The 21,190-nt window shown below is 68.5% G+C and carries 24 protein-coding genes; 3 read left to right on the forward strand and 21 right to left on the reverse strand.

Annotated features, from left to right (window positions below; genetic code table 11):
* Position 1 precedes the first annotated feature (1 nt).
* From AB0D59_RS46595 to AB0D59_RS46695, 21 genes are all read right to left on the reverse strand, one after another.
* Complete coding sequence (locus tag AB0D59_RS46595; RefSeq protein ID WP_362577930.1) at positions 2-652, reverse strand: hypothetical protein; 651 nt, start codon at positions 650-652, stop codon at positions 2-4.
* Entirely contained in the window at positions 649-1,050 is a 402-nt protein-coding gene (locus AB0D59_RS46600; RefSeq protein ID WP_362577931.1) for a hypothetical protein, read from the reverse strand. Before AB0D59_RS46600 ends, AB0D59_RS46595 begins: the two co-directional genes overlap by 4 nt.
* A gap of 68 nt (positions 1,051-1,118) precedes the next feature.
* A complete protein-coding gene (locus tag AB0D59_RS46605) occupies positions 1,119-1,898 on the reverse strand; it encodes a hypothetical protein (protein WP_362577933.1) in 780 nt (259 codons plus the stop codon).
* A 36-nt stretch (positions 1,899-1,934) separates the two neighbouring features.
* The gene (locus tag AB0D59_RS46610; protein WP_362577935.1) at positions 1,935-2,507 is read right to left on the reverse strand and encodes a hypothetical protein; all 573 of its coding nucleotides are present in this window, start codon (positions 2,505-2,507) and stop codon (positions 1,935-1,937) included.
* The gene (locus AB0D59_RS46615; protein ID WP_362577937.1) at positions 2,507-5,062 is read right to left on the reverse strand and encodes a type II toxin-antitoxin system prevent-host-death family antitoxin; all 2,556 of its coding nucleotides are present in this window, start codon (positions 5,060-5,062) and stop codon (positions 2,507-2,509) included. Before AB0D59_RS46615 ends, AB0D59_RS46610 begins: the two co-directional genes overlap by 1 nt.
* Before the next feature lie 363 nt (positions 5,063-5,425).
* On the reverse strand, positions 5,426-5,983 hold the full coding sequence (locus AB0D59_RS46620) for a hypothetical protein (RefSeq protein ID WP_362577939.1): 558 nt from the start codon (positions 5,981-5,983) through the stop codon (positions 5,426-5,428).
* A gap of 1,348 nt (positions 5,984-7,331) precedes the next feature.
* Positions 7,332-7,877, reverse strand: coding sequence for a bifunctional DNA primase/polymerase (locus AB0D59_RS46625; RefSeq protein ID WP_362577941.1), 546 nt, complete (start codon positions 7,875-7,877; stop codon positions 7,332-7,334).
* A complete protein-coding gene (locus AB0D59_RS46630; RefSeq protein ID WP_362577943.1) occupies positions 7,867-8,181 on the reverse strand; it encodes a hypothetical protein in 315 nt (104 codons plus the stop codon). The genes AB0D59_RS46625 and AB0D59_RS46630 overlap by 11 nt, the downstream gene beginning before the upstream one ends.
* Positions 8,182-8,567: 386 nt before the next feature.
* Positions 8,568-9,260, reverse strand: coding sequence for an SOS response-associated peptidase (locus AB0D59_RS46635; RefSeq protein ID WP_362577988.1), 693 nt, complete (start codon positions 9,258-9,260; stop codon positions 8,568-8,570).
* A 566-nt stretch (positions 9,261-9,826) separates the two neighbouring features.
* On the reverse strand, positions 9,827-10,114 hold the full coding sequence (locus AB0D59_RS46640; RefSeq protein WP_362577945.1) for a hypothetical protein: 288 nt from the start codon (positions 10,112-10,114) through the stop codon (positions 9,827-9,829).
* A gap of 74 nt (positions 10,115-10,188) precedes the next feature.
* Positions 10,189-10,401 carry a hypothetical protein gene (locus AB0D59_RS46645; RefSeq protein WP_362577947.1) on the reverse strand — a complete coding sequence of 71 codons (213 nt, stop codon included), beginning with the start codon at positions 10,399-10,401 and terminating at the stop codon, positions 10,189-10,191.
* A gap of 224 nt (positions 10,402-10,625) precedes the next feature.
* Entirely contained in the window at positions 10,626-11,594 is a 969-nt protein-coding gene (locus AB0D59_RS46650) for an ATP-dependent DNA ligase (protein ID WP_362577949.1), read from the reverse strand.
* Between the two features lie 23 nt (positions 11,595-11,617).
* The gene (locus AB0D59_RS46655; RefSeq protein ID WP_362577951.1) at positions 11,618-12,706 is read right to left on the reverse strand and encodes a Ku protein; all 1,089 of its coding nucleotides are present in this window, start codon (positions 12,704-12,706) and stop codon (positions 11,618-11,620) included.
* A 169-nt stretch (positions 12,707-12,875) separates the two neighbouring features.
* A complete protein-coding gene (locus AB0D59_RS46660; protein ID WP_362577953.1) occupies positions 12,876-13,760 on the reverse strand; it encodes a hypothetical protein in 885 nt (294 codons plus the stop codon).
* Between the two features lie 38 nt (positions 13,761-13,798).
* Positions 13,799-14,011 carry a hypothetical protein gene (locus tag AB0D59_RS46665; RefSeq protein ID WP_362577954.1) on the reverse strand — a complete coding sequence of 71 codons (213 nt, stop codon included), beginning with the start codon at positions 14,009-14,011 and terminating at the stop codon, positions 13,799-13,801.
* A 184-nt stretch (positions 14,012-14,195) separates the two neighbouring features.
* Positions 14,196-15,284, reverse strand: coding sequence for a hypothetical protein (locus AB0D59_RS46670; RefSeq protein WP_362577956.1), 1,089 nt, complete (start codon positions 15,282-15,284; stop codon positions 14,196-14,198).
* 121 nt (positions 15,285-15,405) lie between these two features.
* Positions 15,406-15,999, reverse strand: a complete 594-nt coding sequence (locus tag AB0D59_RS46675) for an HTH domain-containing protein (protein ID WP_362577958.1) — start codon at positions 15,997-15,999, stop codon at positions 15,406-15,408.
* 293 nt (positions 16,000-16,292) lie between these two features.
* Positions 16,293-16,457 carry a hypothetical protein gene (locus AB0D59_RS46680; RefSeq protein WP_362577960.1) on the reverse strand — a complete coding sequence of 55 codons (165 nt, stop codon included), beginning with the start codon at positions 16,455-16,457 and terminating at the stop codon, positions 16,293-16,295.
* Between the two features lie 673 nt (positions 16,458-17,130).
* Positions 17,131-18,192, reverse strand: a complete 1,062-nt coding sequence (locus tag AB0D59_RS46685) for an NAD(P)/FAD-dependent oxidoreductase (protein ID WP_362577962.1) — start codon at positions 18,190-18,192, stop codon at positions 17,131-17,133.
* 66 nt (positions 18,193-18,258) lie between these two features.
* Positions 18,259-18,450 carry a hypothetical protein gene (locus AB0D59_RS46690; RefSeq protein WP_362577964.1) on the reverse strand — a complete coding sequence of 64 codons (192 nt, stop codon included), beginning with the start codon at positions 18,448-18,450 and terminating at the stop codon, positions 18,259-18,261.
* Between the two features lie 289 nt (positions 18,451-18,739).
* On the reverse strand, positions 18,740-19,174 hold the full coding sequence (locus tag AB0D59_RS46695; protein ID WP_362577966.1) for a hypothetical protein: 435 nt from the start codon (positions 19,172-19,174) through the stop codon (positions 18,740-18,742).
* Between the two features lie 352 nt (positions 19,175-19,526).
* Between AB0D59_RS46695 and AB0D59_RS46700 the strand changes: the two genes are divergently transcribed.
* The 3 genes from AB0D59_RS46700 to AB0D59_RS46710 all read left to right on the forward strand — a co-directional run bounded on the left by AB0D59_RS46700 (position 19,527) and on the right by AB0D59_RS46710 (position 21,146).
* Positions 19,527-20,165, forward strand: coding sequence for a class I SAM-dependent methyltransferase (locus tag AB0D59_RS46700; RefSeq protein ID WP_362577968.1), 639 nt, complete (start codon positions 19,527-19,529; stop codon positions 20,163-20,165).
* 68 nt (positions 20,166-20,233) lie between these two features.
* Positions 20,234-20,836, forward strand: coding sequence for an XRE family transcriptional regulator (locus AB0D59_RS46705; RefSeq protein WP_362577969.1), 603 nt, complete (start codon positions 20,234-20,236; stop codon positions 20,834-20,836).
* A 124-nt stretch (positions 20,837-20,960) separates the two neighbouring features.
* Positions 20,961-21,146: a hypothetical protein gene (locus AB0D59_RS46710; RefSeq protein WP_362577971.1), complete on the forward strand. Its 186-nt coding sequence runs from the start codon at positions 20,961-20,963 to the stop codon at positions 21,144-21,146.
* Positions 21,147-21,190: the final 44 nt, after the last annotated feature.

Raw genomic sequence — 21,190 nt, forward strand, 5'->3', positions numbered from 1 at the left:
ATCACTGGCCTGCAGTTCTCCTGCGCGGGTCGCAGTCGGGACAGGCCAGACTCCCAGCGGGATGGGGCCCCTGGTCGACGGCGACCTGGGCCCGCCGGTACTGGCCGCGGCCTTTCGTCGCCCACGCCCGCCGAGGTGTCCACGCGCTCGGGACGCGGTGGTCAGAAACATCGGGGATACGGCTGGTGCAGGCTGTGCACGGGCGGTAGACCAACCGCTCGTTCACCAGCCACGCCGTAGGATCTCCTGGATCATCATCGTCGACCAGACGCAGGCCGGCCTGCTCGGCCCAGCCCTCAGGTCGGTCGCGGTCCGGATCGTAGTGAGCGGACACCACGCAGCCAGTGCCAAGAACGCGGCCGGCCACCCGCTGAAGGCACTGCGCGTCGAGTTCGCTCGGCTCGGTGACGTTCCAGCGGCCGAAGGTACCGGGCTGCCAGGCCAGGACCATGGGACGGGCGAGCTGGACGGCGGTCTGCCCCAGGGTGACGACGAAGCCGTCGACGGGGCACAGATACCGGCCGCGACCCCGGCCGGACGCAACGCCCTGCAGAGCGACGCCGCACGCGGGGCAGCCGTGGTTGCTGATCTTGTCGCCGCGGCCGACTCGGACATTGTGCGTCTCCCCGCACTTCGGGCACCGTCCGTTCACCGGTCCGTCCTCCCCTCGGCGGTGGCCTGCGGGCGCCGGTCGGCTGGAGCGGTCGGGCACGCGATCAGCGGCCACGTCCCGACCTGCCCGCCGGTGGCGAACGCGAGAACGGCCTCGCTGACCCAGAAGGGGCACACATCGATGAGGTCCTCGCCGTCCAGCATCCGCATCCACGCCGTCACCGAGGCCAGGCTCGCCGAGTACGCCGTCACCTCCCACGGCCCCGTCGTGAACCCGGTGACGGGAGCTGTGGCGAGCACCGTGTCCGGATCGTCGGCCGTGGAGAGATGGAAGGCCTGGCCGTCGTACAGCAGCCGGATCCCGTCCTGCGCCAGGTCGCTTCTCCTCGGTGCGCGGCTGAGGAGGCCGTGCAGGTCCCGGATCTTCAGCTGGGCCATGTCGTTGTCCTCTCCACGAAACCCCCGGCCGGTAGGTGCAGGCCGAGGGAGCCGTCTCCTGCGGGTGATCAGATCCCGTAGCGCCAGTACTGGGTGAAGCGGTCCAGGACGAGCTCGGCATCGATCTCGTCGTTCCACACCGAGGCGAGCCACAGCGGAGCGGCGTCCAGGCGCTCGCAGACCACGAGGCTCTCGGGCTGATGGGTCAGGTAGCACCGATCCCGGGCTTCGAACCGTCCGCCCGGCCCGTACAGGGCATACAGCTGCGCGAGGCGTTCACGCTTGTCCGCGGCGAAGGTCTCCAACCGGCTCACGTAGCCGTCCTGCTGCTCGGCACCGACCGCCTTGAGGACGACAGGGAGGATCTCCTCGGACAGGTCGTGGTCGTAGTGGGTGTAGCCGGTCAGGGATACGAAGATCCGCTCGGCCGCCTCCAGAACCCGCAGCACCTGCTCCTCCCCCACGCTGTCGACCATTGTCGTCGAACGGCACGGAGTGCGGCATGGCGCAGGCGGGAGTGTCCGGGAGGGCTCGGTTGCTGCCTGGGCTTGGCGGACGGTGCGGTCGGCGATGTGCGTGAGCCGGCCGGTCACCGCCTCGACGGCACCACGCCAGCCTGCGTGAAATTGGTCGCTGCTGCTGGGCGGGGCGAGTACGTCCTGCTCGATGGCCTCCGCGTGAGCGGCTTCCACGGCGCCGGCCTGGATGACCGCGATCAGGCGCCGGACCTCTGCCGGTGAAGCGCCGGCGGTTTCGAGCAGGCCAGCCACGTGGTGCTGGGCCTGCACGGCTGCCACGTGATGCACGGTGATCAGTGGTAACGGGGGGCGCTGGCTGGAGTTGCTCATGTCCGAATTCCTCTGCTGCCGTCGGTCGGCCTGCTGTTACCTGAGTTCGACGGAGTACGAGGCGCCGGGGAACTCCCAGCCGTCGGTGCCTTCGCCGATGTCCTCCACGATGACGTCGTCGATGAAGTGGTCCTCGAACTCGTCGTCGGTGAGTTCGCCGGCGAGCCAGAGTTCTTCGATCTCGTCCCAGTGGCCTCGGCTGCCGTCGATACGCAGGGGGGCGGCGTCCACGGTGCCGCGCGTGCGCTCGTCGTCGCCGGTTTTGACGACGCCGCTGATCTCGTACTGGCCCCGCCTGATGTGGTCGGGGATCGGGTCGGCGGGGACGATGGCGACGTTCTCGTACGCTGTGTGGATGAGGTCGCGGTAGCTGCGGCGGATGTTGTACTCGGAGTCGGACAGCCAGTTGATGAGGGTCTTGGTCGTCACGTTGAGGCCGGCGTCCTCCAGGGCCTGCTGCCCGCGGTGGGTCGCGGTGAGCTGGCTGAGCTGGGCGTGCCAGTGCTTGGCGGTGTACGACGACAGCCGGTGGCGGGGGGTGACCTGGGAGCGCAGGAGGTTGTTGAGGGCGGCGCCCAGTGAGTCGCCGTGGCCGGTGGGGCCGGCCATCAGTCATCACCTTCGGGGATGATCTCGCCGGCCTGGACGAACTTGGCTTTCACTTCGCCGAAGCCGGTCCCGATCCGGTACGTCGCGGGCGCGGTGCCGTCGGGTGTCCAGAAGACGGCCGCGTCGACGTTGCGCAGCGCGACGAGCGTGTGCCCTTCCTGGACGGCCTTGAACGCGACAGTCCAGTGGCGGACGGATGCCTCGGCGACCATGCTCATGCGCCAGTCCGGCCGCCAGAACGGGGACCGTTGTGAGGGGCGCTTGGGCCACAGCAGGCGCAGCGCGATGGAAAGCCGGGTCTTGTACGCCTTGTAGGGGTCGCCGCCGGTCTGGACGAGCTCGGTCCTAGCCTTCCGGGTGGCCTCGTAGAAGGGCTTGAAGAGGGACTCGTTGGCCTTGCCCGTCCAGGAGTCGTAGATGGTCGGCATGGCGCCGATGTGGTTGTCCCGGGCGAGCCTCACTAGCTGCTTGATGTGGGGGGTGGTGACCCATACCCGGCCGTCCTCGTCGGGACGGTCGACGATCCGCCCCAGAGGATGCGGCATGTCGGTGCGAGTCCACTCCGGGATGTCGATGAGATAGATGCCGGCGCCGGCCTTGTCGTACGCGTCGAGCGGGCCGGTGTGCAGGAGTTTGTTCGGGGCGAGGGGAACGGCCGAACAGGCGGAGGGGAAGCTGCCGTTGCGGTCGATCAGGCACAGCACGCCCTCACCGAACGAGTCGGGCACGTCGAGTTGGTCGCGGCGCACACGCTTGCCGTTCGCGCGGATGTAGGGAACGCGGGTGGCGGTGACGTCGGGGTGGACCCATCGGGGCTCACCGTCCATGTGCTCGCTGATCAGCGGCCATGGGCCGCTGTCGCGGTCGGCGGCTCGGATGACGGGGATCGGGTGCATCTTCGAGCGGCCGACCGCGTCCTTGAGGATCTTCAGGGCAGGGAAGACGTGGCCTTGGGGCTCGTCCTCCTCGTCCCCCGGCACCAGACCGTCCTCGCCGTCTTCCTCATCCTCCGCGACGTCGGCCTGGGCTTGGCCGTTGTCCGATGGGGCGTGAACAGCGGCAGCGGCGGACTGCCCGGCGTCTGCGGTGGTGTCGGCAGACTCGGGCGTGTAGGGGCGCAGCGCGCAGGCGAGGCGGTGTCCCTCATGGGTGTCCGGCATCTCCGCAACCGTTGCGGCGGCCTGGAGGAGCGACGGCAGGATCTCCTTGAGAGCCTCCTGGTCGCCGGTTGCGACCGCGGTCCGCCATGCCGCCAGTTCGTGGGTGAGGGCGGCCGGGATCCCCTGGTGTCCGCCGGACGTGTAGGGAAGGGCGGCCTCGGCCAACTCCATTGCCGCCGTCCCGCCGACGGCCGCCGAACGCCCCGAGCCCGCCGGGCTGTCGGCGCGCTCGATGGGCGCGGCGCCTGCGTCGAGGAAGCGGGCGTGGACCAGATCGGGCTGCAGGTACGCCGAGCCGATCGTGCCGAAGTCGCGCTCGGCGACCACCACCTGGACCTTGGCAGGGTCCTCGGCCGGCGTGAGCGTCAGCGTGACGTCGGCGTCCAGGAGACCCAGGAGTGCGGGATCGTCGCTGTCCACGATGGCGAGCACCGGCACGTGCAGCGTGCGCGCGAGAGTTGCCAGAACCTGGGAGGCATCGGGGAGACGGTCCCCGGACAGCGGCAGGCGGGCACTGTTCACAGCCTGCAGGCGGTCAACGACCACGAGGGCCAGGCCCTCCATGTGTGGGGCGGTCTCCCTGATGTCCTCGGCCGTCAGGTCACTGCCGTCATCGATCATCAGGAGGTCCCCGGCCTGGACCACCTGACGGGCGACGTGCTGTTCATGCTCGGTGAGGCGGCCCTGCTTCAGACGCGCGTATTCACCACCGGCCTCCGCGGCGATGATCCGGCGGAAGATGTCGTCCCGGTTCGGCCCCGAGGCCGCGTACAAGACCTTGAGGCGGTCGACGAGCGCTGTCCTCCGCGCGGCGGCCAGACCCAGCAGACTCCCTCCGACACTCGGACGGGCTGCCACGAGCGTCAGCCTGCCCCGCTGCAGACCACCGGTGGCGGCGTCCAGGCCCGGCAGTCCGAAGGTGGGGCCGCCGACGGGGCCGTCGGTGAGTACGGAACCGATGGCGTCGCCGAGCGTGGCGAGCCTGCGCGGCACGCTGCCGCGGTTCTGGTGGCCTTGACTGTTCACCGCACCTCCTGCGGTCGCCGCGCCGGTGCCCGCGGCCGTGTCGGATGAGAGAGCATCAGGAGAGGGGTCGGCGGGGAGCAGGACCGCGACGGGGGTGCTGTTCCGCATGAGCACCTGCGGCTGGCCCTGGGCCGCCAGCGTGACGAGGTCGCCGAAATCCTTCTGCGCCGCGCTCAGCACGTGGGCCGGGAAGGCGTCGGTCTTCCGGGCTGCCGGGAACCTGTCCAGCGGCGCCAGGAGAGCGCGCACCCTGTGCTTGGTGATCACAGTGGTGCGCCCCTCCTCTTCAGCGAGCTTCACCAGCGCGTACAGGTTGTTCCGCGCCGTGGTCGCGTTGATCGCACCCTCTTCCTGCGGTGACTGGCTCACTCACCCTCCTCTAGCATTCAACTAACCGCCATCATAGCAGAATTCACCCACTCATCCGCTATACTCACTAACTTTTTTGTCAATCTCACTCACTATTGGTGACTTCATGGTGGATGTTGACGAGTTCGGAAGCGGACAGCACTGAGGCCGGGACTACCGGTCCCGGCCTCAGCTCCACACCATCCGCAGACGATCACACCCGTCGAGCCGACAGGCTCAACCCCCCTGCCGGCTCCTGTCGGGCTGCGGACCGGATCACCACAGGCGTCCGTCCCAGGTGCTGACGTCGGTCGGTTCGCGGGAGCGGCTATCCGATCTCGACGGCCAGCTATGCGCCGGCCGTCGATTCACTCGGAGAGCAGGTCAGTCGATCAGCACGTCGAGGTCACAGACGCTGCAGCGGCGCCCGCCTCCGCCAGGGCGGAAAAGGTGGTCAAGGTCTTCGATGGTGACGGGCAGATAGTCGTTCGGGGCCTGGGGGATGTGGCGTCGGCACAGCAGGTGGACGCGGTCCTGCGAGCGGTAGCCCACGACCTGATCAGGCGCGGATGCTGCGGGCAAGTGGATCTCGTGTGGGTCGTTGGGGTCCGGTGCAGGAGTCGACGGGACGTGGGCGACGGCGTTCCCGATCGCCTTGGCGCAGGGGATGCAGAGGACAGGGTCGTAGCGGCCGTACGTGCTCACGTCGATCAGGTTCAGCTGCCACTGCTCGTAGGCGATGCTCTTGGCGCATGCCATGCAGCGGTTGTTGTAGGCCGGCTCGATGAGGATGAGGGTCGACTCGGTGAGGGTGACACTCAGGTCGCTCTCGTGCTTGATCCGCGTGCCCGCGCGGACCCTGCTCAGGGCTTGGTGGTAGCCGATTCCCTCGGCCTGCTGCAGCTCCCGTGCGCGCTGCTGGGCGGTGTTTCGCTTAGTCACGATCGTCTCCGTGAGGCCGGCCTTTGCGCCCACGCCGTCGGCCGGTGGAGAAGAGGATCGGCCTGTTTGGTGATCTGGATCCCGAAGGACCTTCTCCCGGAAACTCGCGCGGCGTGGGCGCGCGACAGCAGCGGAAACGGCGGTTCGCGGCATGCCGTTTACTACGGGATCTACCGTAGTGGGTGCCACTGACAACGGGGGCTCTGGTGTTGAGCAGGCCTTTTCACATGCGACTTTTCTAGATAGGTGACACCTGATCGCGATAGTTGGCATCAGCGGCTGGGCAGCTCCATGCGGTCCGCCGGCGGCAGGATGGGGCATCATGAGCGCCTGGGGGTATCGTGCGGTCTCGTCAACTCATGCTGCGCCTTGGGGCAGTTGCATCACTGCTTGCCGCAGTTGTTGTCGCTGTTGTAGTACCCGGGATCGGCAAGTGGACCGTGGCGGCAGTGCTAGCAGGGCTCGCCTCCGCTATCAGCGGGCTCGTAGCACGCAGCGCCGACAGGGCCGTCGCCCGCGGTCGTGAGGTTGCACTGGATCCGGCGCCTCCCACTCCCATCCTCGTCACTGGGCGGCAAAATGCGGGAAGAGACGTCGACGCAGGACACATCGGGCCGATCCCCGAAGATGTCGCTGAGCGTGGGGCGAACACTGTTGCCCTCTGGCGGACGAGCGTATACCTGACCGTGGAGGCCGTCGTTGACCGTGCTGTGATCCTGACAGGTCTCAGCGTGCAGATCGAGTCACGGTCCGCTCCGCCTGACGTCCAGATCGTTCCCCGGCGCCGGGGAAGGGGGAGGCCGAGGCGGACGTTCGACGTTCAGTTGAGTGACGTGAGCCCAGGCATGCCCCTCAACGTGGGTCTCGACGCCTCGCCCCCTCAGTTGGAACCGGCCGAGGGAGTGCCGGACTTCCCGTACACGGTTTCACCGGACGACCCAGAAGTCTTCGTCCTTCGTGCTGCTCTGGATAGCCCCGGGGACGTGCAGTGGCGTGTCGGAGTTCACTGGGTCTGTAATGGAGAGTCCGGGGTTGTTATCGCAGATGACGAAGGGCGGCCCTTCCGACTCATCAGTCCCCGGCCGCATCCCCAACCATGACGAGGATTCGTACTTGGCCTGTCGAATCCACCGGCGGCGACTGTGGCTGTGAGCACTGAATCCTTCCCCGAGGAGCGCCAGGGGCTTTCCAGCTCCGGCCGAACTTCGAAGCTGGTGTCAATGGGACCGGACAACAGGCGGAGGGTGTCAACAAAGAACGACCTTCCGGTGTCAGGTAGAGCGACCAGAGCGACTGCACAGCCCAGGCCAGCCCTCTCCTTCCGTGTCACCTATCTCGAAAAATCGCATCACACCGGGAGGACGGTGACCCGGTCCGCGATCCAGCCCGGGAGTTCCAGGATCGGGACGTCCCGGCTGATGACGTAGGGCGTGCCGTTCACGACGGATCCGGGGCCGATGAGATACCCGCCGCTGCGCCGGCCGGGACCGCGGACGTCGATGCCCTGCCCGAGCGCCGTCCGGCCCCCCGAGAGGCTGGCAATCGTGCAGTCGCCTGGGGCGCGGAAGTACAGGTGCAAGCCCCCGCTCGGAGTCCTCACGGTCAAGGTGTCGGGCCAGTCCTGGCCGATCCGGGCGGCGAGTGCCGCAAGCGCCGCCTGGCCGCCACCCTCGACGTCCAGGTCCAGTCCGACCACGCGGGAGGCACGGCAGCCGACGCCGATGTTGTCGCCCTCGCGCCACACGGCACGGACGCGGGAGGGCTCGGTCAGACAGCGGGCATGCCATCCGCTTCCGGCCGGCCGTCGACCGCCGGGCGGGAGCGGGAACACCGCCAGCCCGCGCCGGACCAGGTCGACGGCCGCGGCCGTGGTGGAGGCCGGGTCAGCACACACAGTGGTACTCGTGGGTGGCGCCGCACTCGCAGCAGTGGAATCCGGTGCCGAAGAACCCGCATTCCTCACAGCTGTACTCCCGGGGCTCGTCCGGTTCGTCGATGCCCAACTCGTACTTGTAGACCGGCAGTTCGAGGGCCTCGACGGCCGCCGCGTACGTCGTGACGTCGGTGTACTCGGTGAGGACCTTGCAGAGCTCGTCCCGGCGGGGATCGTCCAGGATGGCGACCGCGTCGTGGTGTCGGACGCCGAACGTCTCTTTGAGGTCGGCGAGTTCCTTCTTGCGGGCGTGGCTCTTCGGCATGGCGTAACCCCTCCAGCGCCGCGGCGGTCCCGTGACTCGCCGCGCAGGAAGCGTCGGCCGAGGAAACTGCGAAGACAGGCTCGGCGCGGTGCACCTTCGGAAGGAACGTTCGGTCACGGGCCGAACGGGTTCCGGGCCTTCGAGCCGGGCCCACGGTCCACTGACCGCCACTTCGTAAGGTAGAGGATGCCACTGACACTCGGGCGCACGTGGCGCTGCCGCGCGCGGGGCAGGTCCCAGTTCCCGGCGGGCTGCGAGCCGGACCGCTCGGCCAACGCCGCCTGCAACCGGGACTGCTGGTCGAAATCCTGCACAGCTGATCGCCAGGGGAAGTCCAGGTGCAAGAAGGGGGAACGGCGAGTACGTCCCCCCTCCGCTGAAGCGATCTACGGTGCGGTTTCGTCCAGGAGCTGGGGGCCGTTGTTGCGAACGTTGTTGACCCCCGTGGAGACCGGCCGGGCGTCCAGGTGGCCATCGGCTGGCTGGGTCAGCAGCGCGCGCAACTCGTCGGGGTCCTGGTGGTGGGGGTCGAGCCACGCATCGTAATGGTCCGGCGTGAGCGCCAGCGGCATACGCGGGTGCACGTGGCCGGCCACGTCGGTGGCCTCGGTGGTGATGATCGTGCAGGTCACCAGCCAGGCGGCCGGATCGTCGTCCTGCTTGACCGCCGGATCGCGCCAGTACTCATACAGCCCGGCGAGCGCCATCACCTGGTCGTCCTCGGGATGGATGAAGTACGGCTGCTTGCGGGCCTTGCCCGTGTCTTGATCTTTGATCTGCTGCCACTCGTAGAAGCCGTCGGCGGGCAACAGGCAGCGGCGCTTGGCGAACGCGCGGCGGTAGGCGGGCTTCTCGTGCACGGTCTCCACCCGCGCGTTGATCATCCGGGCGCCAACCTTCACGTCCTTCGCCCACGACGGCACCAAGCCCCAGCGCAGCGGCCTCAATTGCCTGCTCTCCGGCGCGGCATCGTCATGTCCGCGCGCTGTGCGCTCGAGGACGGCCCACACCTCGTTGGTCGGCGCGCAGTGGGGCAGTTTGGCTGTGCGTTCGGAGTGCGCGGCGGTGACGTAGCGCATGGCGGTCTGCTCGGTGATGCCGAACAGGCGCATCAGCCGTAGTTCTCGCGTCCACTCACCGTGTCCCGCGCCGGCGGTGCCGGCCGGCTCTGCAGCCGTTGTATCGCCCGGAGCGCGGCATGAACGTCTCCTCCGTCACCGGCGGCATCACGGGCGGCCTGCTCTCAGCCGTCGCCGATGCACCCTGGTGGGGCAGTTGCGCCGTCTGCGTCATCATTTTTGGGATCTGCCATGCGACGCAGCTCGTCGACGCGTGGAACAAGCTCCTTCGCGGGCCCCAGACGGCGAGCTCTTCGGGCCGCACAGCCCGCCGATGTCCTCACGTACTTCAGCCAGACACCGTCGACCGTCACGCCCGCCCATCCGCCGGCGGAAACACCGGCCGCCGATGCACCGGCCGCCGCCAGCCCACCATGAACGAGCGGTCGATCGAGGACGACGCCGTCGCGCCCGCGCCGTCCTCATCACGTCGTCCGGGCCGCTCCCGCCCCTCCAGCCTCAGGACTCACGATGACTCCCGGCTCCCTTGCGCGCCTGCCGCACGGCGGGGCGCAGCACTCGGTCCTCTATGCGTTCGCTGGCTCTGGGTGCGGATGCCGGGCCTTGGCCCGTACAGCGGCCTCGACGCCGAAGCGGGGCTTGTCCTCCTGCCCGGCGTGGGCGGTGACGGCGGCCTGGACATCCCCGGCCAGATGCCTCCAGTGCAGCCAGGCCGTCTCGTACGCCTCGGTCTGTTCCACCGTCCACGGCGTCGCCGTGGGCCGGCCGTGGGCGTCCCGCAGCTCCAGAACCCGGCCGTGTGCCTCGTCAGCCGCTCTCTGCATCTCCACCAGTTCATCGAATGTGTGTGCCACGTCGACGGATCTTACGTCGGCTGCGGCCAGGCGCTCGGCAACGTGACCGGCTCGCCGTCAACCCAGGCGTGCTATCACACGGTCTCGCCCTGCGCCGTCCACGTTCGAAGCACACGCTCTTGCCCACCCGTCTTCTCGATGAGCCAGACCACGACCTCCGGGTCCTTGCTGTAGATCCCGACCCACTCCGTGTAACGGTCGCGAGCCGTTGATGCGAGTGCCCACTCGCCCTCCACGGCGGGGCCGTTGGCCACGAACCGCAGCCGGGCGAGATACCTGGTCTCCACCGGCGTCTCCTTCCGCTTCATTGTCGGCCCCGGCGACCGGCGAGGGCGGCAGACAGCATCGCATCGGTGAAGCGCTGCCGCACCCTGTCCGCAGCGGCCTCGACGAGGCGGGCCTTGTTGCCGTCCGGGGTCGAAGGTGGGCTGGTGGGTGGCGGCGTCGCCCAACTGCTCAACCCTTGAGGAACGGAGTCGGCAGGCGGCACTGCTACGGCGACGAGTGAGGGTCACTTGCCGAACAGGGCAACATCACCGGCGGAGACATCCGGGCGAGCGCGGTGCAGCCGCGCGGGGTGGCGCCAGCGGCCGGCGCTGTCCCGGGCGACGTCGATGTGGACCTCCACGACCAGTTCGGGCTGGATCAGGGTGACGTTCAGCGTCTCGTTCGTGCCCCACCCGGCGGAGAACGTCCAGCCCGTCCACGGGTGCTCGCTCCCGGCCGGGTTCAGAAGGTCGGTGAATGTGCCGCCGATCGCCTGGGAGAGGGTGACCGTGCGGCCGGTGTACTGCAGGCGCCCGTCCGTGTCATAGCGCCCCAGCAGCAGGCTCCTGGGAGCCGTGGGCGAGCCAGTGACCGCGCCGACGATCGCCTCCGTGGTCTCGCGGACCTTGTACTTCAGCCAACCGCGCATCGCCGGCCGGTACGGGTCCTCCAGCCGCTTGAAGACGACACCTTCCAATCCGACCGCTGTCCAGGACAACCACTCCCGGACGGTGTCCGGGTCGGTCGTCGACGGGCACAGCGCCCACGGCGCCGTCAGCCGACTCGCGGTGAACAGCTGCTCCAGCGCTGCCCGGCGTCGCCGGTACGGCCACGGCATCGTGTTGGTGCCCGCCAGCCGGAGCAGATCGAACGCGACGAAATGGGCCGGCCACTCCTGCGCGAGCCGATCCGCTCCGGTGCCACTCAGCCGGAGCCGTCCCTGGAGGCGTTTGAACGTCAGCCGTCCGGCCTCCCAGACAACCAGCTCGCCGTCCAGCGCCGTCGCATCCGGCAGCTGCGCAGCCTCGGCTACTACCTCGGGGAAAGCCAGCGTCATGTCCGTGCCGCGCCTCGAGCGCAGTAGCACCCGGCCGCTGCCCACGGAGAGACTTGCGCGGAATCCGTCCCACTTCGGCTCGGCCGCACACCCCTGCGGTAGCTCGGGGCTGTTCACGGCCGCAGCGAGCATCGGCTCGGGCAGTGTCCAGGTCATGGGGCGCGGCATTCGGGCGGACGTCAGGCGGCGCTCTTCTTGCGGCGGCGCCCGGCGTGGGTGAGTGCGTCGACGAGCTGCTCGCGGCTCATCTTGGAGCGGCCTTCGATGCCCTGCTCGGTGGCCCGCTGGTACAGCTCGGCCTTGCTCAGCTGCTGTAGTTCGCTCTTGCCTCCGTTTTGTCGGCGGGCTTTCGAAGTGGTGCGTGCCGTCTTCGGCGGTGCTTTGTGGGCGGCGGGTTTCTTCGCCGCCTTCGCGGCCGGCTTTCGTGCGGTTTTGCGGGCGGGGGTCTTCTTGGTCTGCCGCGGCTCGCCGGCCTTCTTCTGACCGGTTTGGCGGGCCTGGTCGAGACTGCCCTGCAGGACGGACATCAGGTCGATGACGTTGGTGGCCTGTGGCGCCTCCTCCGCCACTGCGATCTCCTGGCCCTCGGCCTTCGCCTGCACCAGCTCACGGACCTTCTCCTCGAAGGTGTCGTGGTACTGGCCGGGCTCCCAGGGCGCACTCAGGGCGTCGACGAGCTGGATGGCCAGCGTCAGTTCCTTGCCCTTGCCTGCGCGGCGCGAGGGGAGTTCGGGCAGTTCCTTGCCCGGGTCGCGCACCTCGTCCGCCCAGTGCAGGGTTTGCAAAACCAGCAGCCGTTCCTCGGCGCGCAGCGCGGTGAGGTACTGCTTGCCTCGCATGACGAACGTCGCGATCCCGGCCTTTTCCGACTCCTCGAGCGCGGCGCGCAGCAGTTCGTAGACCTTGGTGTACTCCTTGCCGCGGGGCGCGATGTAGTAGGTGCGGTTGAAGTAGACCGGCTCGATGTCGGCCAGGTCGACGAAGTCGGTGATGTCGATGGTCTGGGAGCGGCCCGGCGCGATCTGGTCCAGCTCGTCGGGCTCGACGACGATGTACTCGCCCTCGGCGAGCTCGTAGCCCTTGACGATGTTCTCGGACGGTACTTCCCTGCCGGTGCGTTCGTTGACGCGCCGGTTGCGGATCCGGTCGGCGGTGCCGCGCTGCAGCTGGTGGAAGTGGACCGTGTGGTCTTCGGTCGCCGTGTAGAGGCCCACGGGCAGGCTGGCCAGTCCGAAGGTGATCACACCGGTCCAGATTGAGCGTGCCATGACCGTTCACTCCCGTGCCTGATGCTGCTGGTGGCGCGCCGGGCAGGGTGCGCCTGCTGACCACGGTGTCACTCCTGAACCAGGGGCGCGCGCCGGGCGCCGTCCCCAAGAGCCGCAGGTGGAGGCGGGGGGGAATAGCCGGCGTTGCGCTCCGCTGAGCCGGTGCCGGCTATGTGGTGCCGGCGGTCATGCGGCGTACGTGCTGGACGGTCTCGTGTGCCTCCCGCTCGGCCTGGGCAACGGCGTCGGCGGCGGACCGGCTGTCCTCCTCGGCTTCCTGCTGTTCGTTCTCGGCTTGCTGGACCTCCTCGCGGGCCTGAGGCAGTTGCTCCTCGATGGCGGCCATCCGCTGGCGGGCCTGCTCGGTGCGTTTACGCGCCCGCTGCAGCTCGGCGTCGACGTCCGCTTGCCGTGCGCGCTCTTCGCGCAGGCGCTGCTCGGCCGCCTCGGCTGCCTCCTTGGCTCGGGCCAGCTGCTCCTGGCGGGCGCGGCGCCGCTCGGCGATTTCGTCCTTGGAGGCCCGTGCCGGGGGCGGGGGCGCCGGGTGGCTGCGGGTGCCCGGCCTCTCGGCCGCTGGTGCGGTGTCGGGGCGGAATTCCGAGGGCGGGGTGAGGGCGTTGACCAGGCGTCCCCCCGCCCACTGGTCGGCTGCGTCCGGATCGGAGAGGACGGCGCGCAGGGTCGCTTCGAGGTCCTGCAGGACCGGCTGCGAGAGCCGGTGGCCGGCGTCGCGGGCGAGTTGGGCGGCCTGCCGGGAGAGGGCGGAGACGACGCGGCGGCGCTGCGCGGAGAGATCTTTGAGTCCGGCGGCGTCCAGGGCGTGGTAGGCCTCGCGCAGCGCGCGCCCCAGGTCCAGGAACTGCCGGCTCTCTTCCGGCTGGGAGCGCAGCAGGAGGTTGGCGGCCCAGGCCGCGACGGTGGGGCGGCGGGCGGCATGGATGAGGCGGGCATCGTCCACACGGCCGGCTGTTTTCGCGGCGGCGGCCTGCGTCTCCCGTCGGGCGACGAAGTCGGACGGCGGCGTGGTGTAGAGCTCGTCGAGGACGGCTTCCACGTCGTGCCCTTGGCCGCGGCGGCGGTCTTTGCGCGCGTTCAGCGTTTCCACACCTCCGGCCCGCCCTCGTGCCACTCGATGCGGCCCGACTCGGCGACATGCAGCTCGTCCCAGCCGGTCAGGCCCGCGTTCTGCAGGAACACGGTGAGGTCATGGAGGCTGTAGGCCGTGCCCAGCATCTGATCGTCGATGCACACCCTGCGGCCACCCGTCCCGGACGGCGGGTAGACGATCACGCGGCGCTCCGACATGGCTTCAGCCTCACGCGCGCCTCACCGCCCCGCATCCCGGCCGAGGCGAGTCCCGCCTCGCAGGCCCGGTGGCACGAGAACGGATCTGGCGGCTGTGACTGAGTGCTTCAGTTGGCCACTCTGAGCGTCACAGTTGGCCGGGGCAGCTACCGATTCGGGTAGTGGATTGCGGTCTTGTGCTTCGTCACGTAGTGGACAGGCTCCATGCTCCGGCCGAGCGCACCTGGTAGTAGCCGCGGCCCGGCCACTGGAACGTATGCTCCCCGGCGCGGCCCTCGACCACCGTCACCCAGTAGGCGAGGTGGTCGTCCAGCGCCTCCAACTGGATCAGGCTCGGCCCCACATAGTGCAGGACGCCCGGGCCCGGTTCCCCTCGGTAGTGCACGACATCCGATCCGGTCCCGTTGATCTCATCGTGGAAGCGCGGGACTTCTCGCAGCGGGGCCGCGGTCGCCGTCCACGCCTCCCGTTCGCCGGCGGCAAACACGCGGAAGGCGATTGCCTTGTTCCCTTCCGGCAGCGGAATCCGGGCGGTGATGGGGGTGCCGTCGCCGGACAGCCGGTACAGGCGTGAGGAACGCCCCTTCCTGCCGTCCTCGAAGCGTAGGTGGACCCGTGCCTGGCCGCCGGTCGAGAAGACCATCACGGCCGGGCGGTACGACGGCATTTTCAGCTGATGGGTCTGCTCGCCGCTGCCTCCCTTCCCGCTGACCTGCAGTTGGGGGACACCCGTCGGCGTCGTCGGGCGAGGCTTGGCCCCGCGCGGCTGGGTGTGGACTCTGCTGCCCGGGACTGGCTGTCGCGGAGTGCTTGGGCTCGCGTTCTCCGTCAGGCGGACCGCGTCCGCTGCGCATACGGCGATGTTGCGGTCGGCACCCCCGGGAGGCGCCCAACTGACCAGCCGGGCGGCCCGACCATGCCGGGCATCGAAAAAGCACAGCGGCATGTGCTCCGGTAGCGGTCGGCCGGCGATCAGGGCATCCAGACAAGCCAGCGCGTGCCTGCCCTCGTCCAGCGTGCGCAGGACATCGAGTGTGTCCGCCCGCATCCGGTCCCGGGCGACGTCCCGCTTTGCCTGGTCGTATGCGTCGAGAGCACGCGCCAGTTCGGCTCGCATCTCATCGGTGGCGCCGGGCTGGCCGGGGGCGAAGGAATGGAGGTCCAGAGCCTCACCGAAGGCGGTGATCTCGGCCTCGATCTCGGCGAGCGCCGACTCGTCCTGTCCGCGCCATGGCCACAGTCGGCGGAACCCCCAGCCCACCCCTCTACGCATGGTCGCAATCATGCCGCACGGTCCGGCAGGTACGTCCCGAAGGCGGCGGCTGAGCACGGAGCGGCCAACTGAGGCACTCAGTCACAAATCTGTTTTATAGCAGACCCTGAATTCCGACTGTTCAGAACTCGAAATTTATCGAGCGTACGTGCGTGAAATCCGCTCGCAGTCCACGGCAGCGGCTGCCCGAGTCCGTGAAATACGACTCGGTGATGGCCTCCGCAACGACCGGATGCAGCTCCTCCTCCGTCGCACCTGCCTCCCGGAGACGGAGGATCTCAGCGGCGTAGACGGGCGAGATCGCCGTGCTGATGTACCGCTCGCGGCCGTCGTCGGAGCTGCCGGAGGCCTCGAACCCGAAGTAGGCATACACCTCAACCTGCATGCCGCCGGAGGTGGCCGCGCGTTCCCTCGCCTGTGCTCTGACCTGCGGTTGCCACTGTGTGGCCGTCTCCTCCACCAGGGCCGCCTGGAGGCGCTTCTGAGGCTTCTTCAACTGCCCGGCACGGTAGCGCTGCACCGTGCGGCGGGAGACACCCAGGCGCTCGGCCAGAGCCTTCGTCGACCCCTTCGCCCGCGTGAGAAGGAATTTCATCTGAGCCTTCGCGGATTTCGGCGCGGGCCGGGTGAACACCTTGCGCTCCGCCCGGGTGAGGGCGTCCAGGACCTTGCTGCCGCGCGCGGCCGGCTGCTGCGATTCGTGCTGATCATCCATGGGAACACCCTCGGACAGGTCCCCTGTGGACAGAATCCGGCGAGCACGACCCCGGTGTCGAACCGGCGGCACTGTCAGCGGTTCGAACTACTGTGGGGGCCGTGACGACGTACGACTATCCCGACTTCTCTGGGGGAGTGAGGCTGTCGCAGTGGTGTGCACCTCGGGTTTGTGCAGCTCAGCCGCTCGTAGTCGAACTCTAGCTTGTGCAACAGCTGTGGTGCTACCGCTGGTTGGAGTGTCTCTCGGTGAGCCGGTAAGAACCGCGTCACTGACCCTGCTGGCTTATTCGGTCACGCGGCGAGGGAGAGACCGAGCCGAGCGAGGTGGCTGACTCGGGAGCGGTCGAGGGGATGGCCGTTCCACCAGGCATCGCGACGAATGAGGTTGAGCGCAACGGCGGAGAAGACGTGCTCCAGGTGGGTCTTCTGGAGGCCGAGGTAGCGGGCACGGCTCATCCCGGTGACCGCGACTGCCTGGTGGATGGTTCCCTCGATGCCCGCGCGGGTTCCGTCCTTGGCTCGCCACTACTCGTCGCCCTGCTGGACGCGGGCATGGTCGAGGATGTTGAACCTCGCGGGGTTGCAGGGAGAGGGTCCGGCCGCCGGTCTTCGAACGGGTGCACTGCTCGCGCACCGGGCTTCGCGCCGCCGGGTACGAACCCGCCACACGTGACGAAGACGAGGACTACCTGGACGACTACCGCAAGGTCTTCGTGACGCCGGCGACGATGCCCGGTTCCTGGAATGCGGGCGCGGCGCGATGCGACAACGGATGCGGGATGACCGGCCGGCTCATCATCGTCCCCCGCGCCGCGGGGATGACTGGGACAGCGGGGTCACCCGCCCTTCGAGCCGTACGTCGATGCAAACGGAAACCGTCACACCTTCCGCTTCCGCAGCTGGTACCTCGAATGGCTTTTAGCAACGCGAGAGGGCAGCTCGATGATCAAGGGTTGGTGACCCTGGCCCGCCCACGCGCAGCGGCCAGCTCTACCCTTCCCTCCAAAGGAACTGCACCCAATCAGCTTTGCCCCTCGCGTCATGCGGCAGGCCCTGCCGCATGGTGGTGCTCACGGGCAGGGCCTGGCGGTGGCGATGACGAGGTGTTGCGGAAGCGCCTCGCCGCTTGCTATGCGAGGCCTTCCAGACCGTGGGCGCGGGTCCCCAGAACGCGTCGCGACACTTCTGCTTCCATCGTGCCGTCGAACGGCGTTGCCGATGCTGCTTCGCGGGCCTCGGTGGCACGTCGGGCATCTTCGAGGATGAGGTCCATATTGATGGCGCCACCTGCGGTATTTCCGGCGCCGGCGGACTGGGGCACGGCAGCAAGGACGTCGCTGACGTTCCCGGCGGCCCACACGCCCTGGACGCCGGTGAATCCGGAGGGGTCGACTGCGACCTGGACGCCGGGGACGGCGGGGTGGGGGTTGAGTGTGAGGCCGAGGTCTTCGAGGAAGCCGCCGCGGGCGGAGAAGGCCGGCGCGACGACAAGGGTGTCGAGGGGGATGACGGTGCCGGAGGCCAGGCGGGCCCCGGTCAGCTTGTCTTGTTCGGTGTCGGTCTCGAGGGCGGTGACGGCGCCGTGGATTACTTCGATGCCGAGGGCGGCGAGCTGTTCCCACTGCTCGTCGGTGAGCTCTGCCTGTGCGTGGTGGGCGAAGAGGGTGACCTGGTCGGTCATCTGACGGAACAACAGGGCTTGATGGAAGTTACCCAGGACGCCGACCTTGGTTTCGCGGGCTTCCCAGCCGTGGCAGTACACGCAGTGGATCACGTCGTGGCCCCACCTCTCGGCCAGGCCGGGGATGTCGGGCAGTTCGTCGATCAGGCCGGTGGTCACCAGGACGCGCCGGGCACGGGCGCGCTGTCCGTCCTGGGTGGTGACGGTGAAGGTGCTGTCGCCTCGCTCGACGCGCTCGACTCGGCCGTTGACGACTTCTCCGCCGTAGGAGGCGACTTCCTCCCGGCCTATGCGAAGGAGCTCCAGAGGGGAGATGCCTTCGCGGCCCAGGATGTTGTGGGCGCCGACTCGCGCGGCGGGGGCGTTGCGGGGTTCGCCTGCGTCGATGACGAGGACGGAGCGCCGTACGCGAGTCAGCAGCAGGGCGGCGGACAGGCCGGCGACGCCCCCGCCGACCACGACGACGTCCCAGGTACGGCCTTCGGTGCTCTTCAGCTCATTGGTGTCCATATCGGCACTGTCACCCCGCGCTACCGTCTACGGCAAACAGCCTTGCTATTTCCGCAAAGTATCGGTTCACCCGGTTGCAGCCGGGCCGATGAACTCATCTGCCCCGCTCTCCCGGCAATCAGGCCCTGCGCCAAACAGCCTGGTAGCCGCACTCCTCGAACAAGGCGACGGCCAGCAGCAGGTAGACCACACCCCGGCGGGAAGCTTCCGCAGCCGCTGCTGGGTCACACCGGTCTTGGCAAGAGCCTCATCGACCATGTCGAACGGGACGATCTGGGTGAGTTCTCCCAGATGAGTAGGGCGAACAGGCCATTAGTTACCATGATTTCACGTGTGATGACTCACTATCGGACAGCGGAGCTCCCGGGTTGGAATGATGAGTCTTGGTCGACACGTCGTCCTACCGGGGCTCCGCTTCCAACGTCCGGCGTTCACGCAGATCAGGACGCACTTGCGTGCAGCCTGCGAGCGTAACTTCACAGCCTTGTGCTTGCAGGCATCAGTCCACCTCAAGGAGGGTGAAGCCGGACGCGCTTCGCGCGCTCACCTACTTGCGACAAATCTCGCCCTCGAAGCGGACAACGCCGACAGCGTGCTGGTCTATCCCGTTTTCGCCTTCCCGCATGCTGAGCCAGCCGCGACTGCGAAAGGCGCCGGCGTAACCCGCGAATCTCCCCGTGGCCTCAACCACGGTGTACTCCACCTCCAAGGTACTGACTCCGTCTTCCGTGGACGTCTGCAGGACGGCACGGTCCTGCGTGCGCAGCTTCGAGCCGCACTTGTCGAGAAAGACATGACACATCGTGTACTCGAACCTGCCATTGCCGACGCTGTTCAGGTCGCTGGTGTTCTCCCCGTAGGCCGCACCATCAATCGTGCCTGTCATGGCACCGATGCCAGACCTCTCGGTCAGGGTGAAGAGGTTGGCCGTGCCGCCCATGCTGATGCAGTCAGGCGACTCGGTATGACGCTGGATCGCCATGTGGTTCGTCCTTTCCAGGTATAGAAACGCGCGTCAATCGCCTGGCCATGGTCAGCACCAACCCACTCAACGGACAACAAACGTTGCGGTACCAGCAAAACGGACTGGACCGATACCCCGGGGTCAGAAGCCCCACGGCGGTGCCTTCGTGCAGCGGAGCTCGCAGGTGACGACCCTGCCGTTGCACCTGTTGGTGACCTCTTCTGCAGCCGTACTTCCTCAGACCTCCTGACGACACCCTCCCTCCCCGGCTCCCGCCGTTTGCAGGATCAGCAACGCAGCTTGCCTACGGAGCGGCGGGTGAGGACTTTGGCCACGAGGGGCCGCCTTCCGCGCTTGTAAGGAGATCTTGATGACCACACCCGACAGCATCGAGCCGGCCCGGTTCTGGGAGGACCGCTACCGCAAGTGCGGACGCATCTGGAGCGGTCAGCCGAACGAGCTGCTGGTCCGCGAAGCGGGCGATCTGGCACCGGGAAGTGCACTCGAGCTGGGCTGCGGCGAGGGCGCGGACGCCTTGTGGCTGGCGTCCCGGGGCTGGCAGGTGACCGCTGTCGACATCTCCACCACAGCCTTGCGACGGGCCGCCGCCCAGGCGATCGAGCTGGGCCTGTCCGGGCAGGTCACCTTTCAGCACCACGACCTCGGACAGACGTTTCCCGGCGGCAGCTTCAACCTCGTCGCCGCGCAGTACCTTCAGTCACCGGTCGCTTTGGACCAGACGGCCATCCTACGGCTGGCGGCCCGTGCCGTCGCACCGGGCGGCACATTGATCATCGTCATGCACGCCGGATGGCCGACCTGGAGCACCGCCGCGCAGCAGCCCGCCGATGTCGTCTTCCCCACCCTTGAGGGCCTGCTGACCACCCTTGCCCTGCCTCCCACCTGGAAGGTGGACACCCTCGCCAGCGTCCAGCGGTCCGCCCCCTCATCCGAGGGGCGCCCAGGCACCCGCACCGACCATGTGTGGCGCCTGACCCACACCACCTGAACCGCCCCGCCCCCGTACTCCCGCAGCGAGCGGAGCCCCCACCACCCCACACGACGAAGAAGAGAGCCATGCCCACCACACCGACCGACGACCAGCTCGTTCACGACACAGAGGCCGTGCTCGGCTCGGTCGGGCCCCATCTGCGCGACGCCCGCCAAGCCCGCCAAATGACGCTCTCGGACGTCGCCGAACGCACCGGCATCTCCACCAGCACCCTCTCCCGCCTGGAGAGCGGACGGCGCCGCCCCAACCTGGACCTCCTGCTGCCACTGGCCCACGTCTACCGGGTCGCCCTGGACGACCTGATCGGCGCCCCGCCCACCGGTGACCCCCGCGTCCACGTCAAGCCGATCCGCAACAACGGCACCACCTTCGTCCCTCTCACCCGCGGCAGAGCTCCCGTGGAGGCCTTCAAGATGGTTCTCCCACCCCTGCGGATCGCCCCGAAGCCCTCGCTGCGCACGCATGGCGGTTACGAATGGCTGTACGTCCTGACCGGCGCCATCGACCTCACCCTCGGCACCACGACCACCCGCGTGCACGCCAGCGAAGCCGCCGAATTCGACACCCGCATACCCCACGCCCTGACCAGCGCCGACCATGACGCGGCAGCCGAAGTCCTGGCCCTGTTCTCCACCAGCGGCGAACAACTCCACGTCCGCCAGTGCTGACCACGAACACGTCCTGCGTCTGCGACACACGCAGCGCCCCGACTGCAAACGAACCCGCGCGATGAGGACCAGATGACGCAGCACGACAGACCCACGACACCGGCCAGCTCCCCGACCCCCAGCGGTGGCGGGCCTTGACCGTGGTCTCGATCACCCGTCGGTGGGCCCGGTCACGGTGGACTGCGATGTCCTGACCGACGGCGACACGGAGCTCAAGATTGTCATCATGACCGCCGCGCCGGGCAGTGAGGAAGAGACCAAACTCCAGCTCACCACCGTCGTCGGCCCACCGGCCGGCACGCGCAACTGATCCGCCCCGCGCGTCGGCCGACCGGCGGCTCACGGTCCCTGTCA

Origin of the sequence: Streptomyces sp. NPDC048417 (assembly GCF_040651615.1) — a bacterium.
Taxonomy (GTDB): Bacteria; Actinomycetota; Actinomycetes; order Streptomycetales; family Streptomycetaceae; genus Streptomyces.

Coding starts and splice junctions, on each gene's coding strand:
- AB0D59_RS46600 (WP_362577931.1), bottom strand. CDS start 1,050: ATGGCCCAGCTGAAGATCCGGGACCTGCACGGCCTCCTCAGCCGCGCA.
- AB0D59_RS46605 (WP_362577933.1), bottom strand. CDS start 1,898: ATGAGCAACTCCAGCCAGCGCCCCCCGTTACCACTGATCACCGTGCAT.
- AB0D59_RS46610 (WP_362577935.1), bottom strand. CDS start 2,507: ATGGCCGGCCCCACCGGCCACGGCGACTCACTGGGCGCCGCCCTCAAC.
- AB0D59_RS46630 (WP_362577943.1), bottom strand. CDS start 8,181: ATGCCGAAGAGCCACGCCCGCAAGAAGGAACTCGCCGACCTCAAAGAG.
- AB0D59_RS46635 (WP_362577988.1), bottom strand. CDS start 9,260: ATGCGCTACGTCACCGCCGCGCACTCCGAACGCACAGCCAAACTGCCC.
- AB0D59_RS46650 (WP_362577949.1), bottom strand. CDS start 11,594: ATGACCTGGACACTGCCCGAGCCGATGCTCGCTGCGGCCGTGAACAGC.
- AB0D59_RS46655 (WP_362577951.1), bottom strand. CDS start 12,706: ATGGCACGCTCAATCTGGACCGGTGTGATCACCTTCGGACTGGCCAGC.
- AB0D59_RS46665 (WP_362577954.1), bottom strand. CDS start 14,011: ATGTCGGAGCGCCGCGTGATCGTCTACCCGCCGTCCGGGACGGGTGGC.
- AB0D59_RS46670 (WP_362577956.1), bottom strand. CDS start 15,284: ATGCGTAGAGGGGTGGGCTGGGGGTTCCGCCGACTGTGGCCATGGCGC.
- AB0D59_RS46675 (WP_362577958.1), bottom strand. CDS start 15,999: ATGGATGATCAGCACGAATCGCAGCAGCCGGCCGCGCGCGGCAGCAAG.
- AB0D59_RS46680 (WP_362577960.1), bottom strand. CDS start 16,457: ATGAGCCGTGCCCGCTACCTCGGCCTCCAGAAGACCCACCTGGAGCAC.
- AB0D59_RS46685 (WP_362577962.1), bottom strand. CDS start 18,192: ATGGACACCAATGAGCTGAAGAGCACCGAAGGCCGTACCTGGGACGTC.
- AB0D59_RS46690 (WP_362577964.1), bottom strand. CDS start 18,450: ATGGTCGATGAGGCTCTTGCCAAGACCGGTGTGACCCAGCAGCGGCTG.
- AB0D59_RS46695 (WP_362577966.1), bottom strand. CDS start 19,174: ATGGCGATCCAGCGTCATACCGAGTCGCCTGACTGCATCAGCATGGGC.
- AB0D59_RS46700 (WP_362577968.1), top strand. CDS start 19,527: ATGACCACACCCGACAGCATCGAGCCGGCCCGGTTCTGGGAGGACCGC.
- AB0D59_RS46705 (WP_362577969.1), top strand. CDS start 20,234: ATGCCCACCACACCGACCGACGACCAGCTCGTTCACGACACAGAGGCC.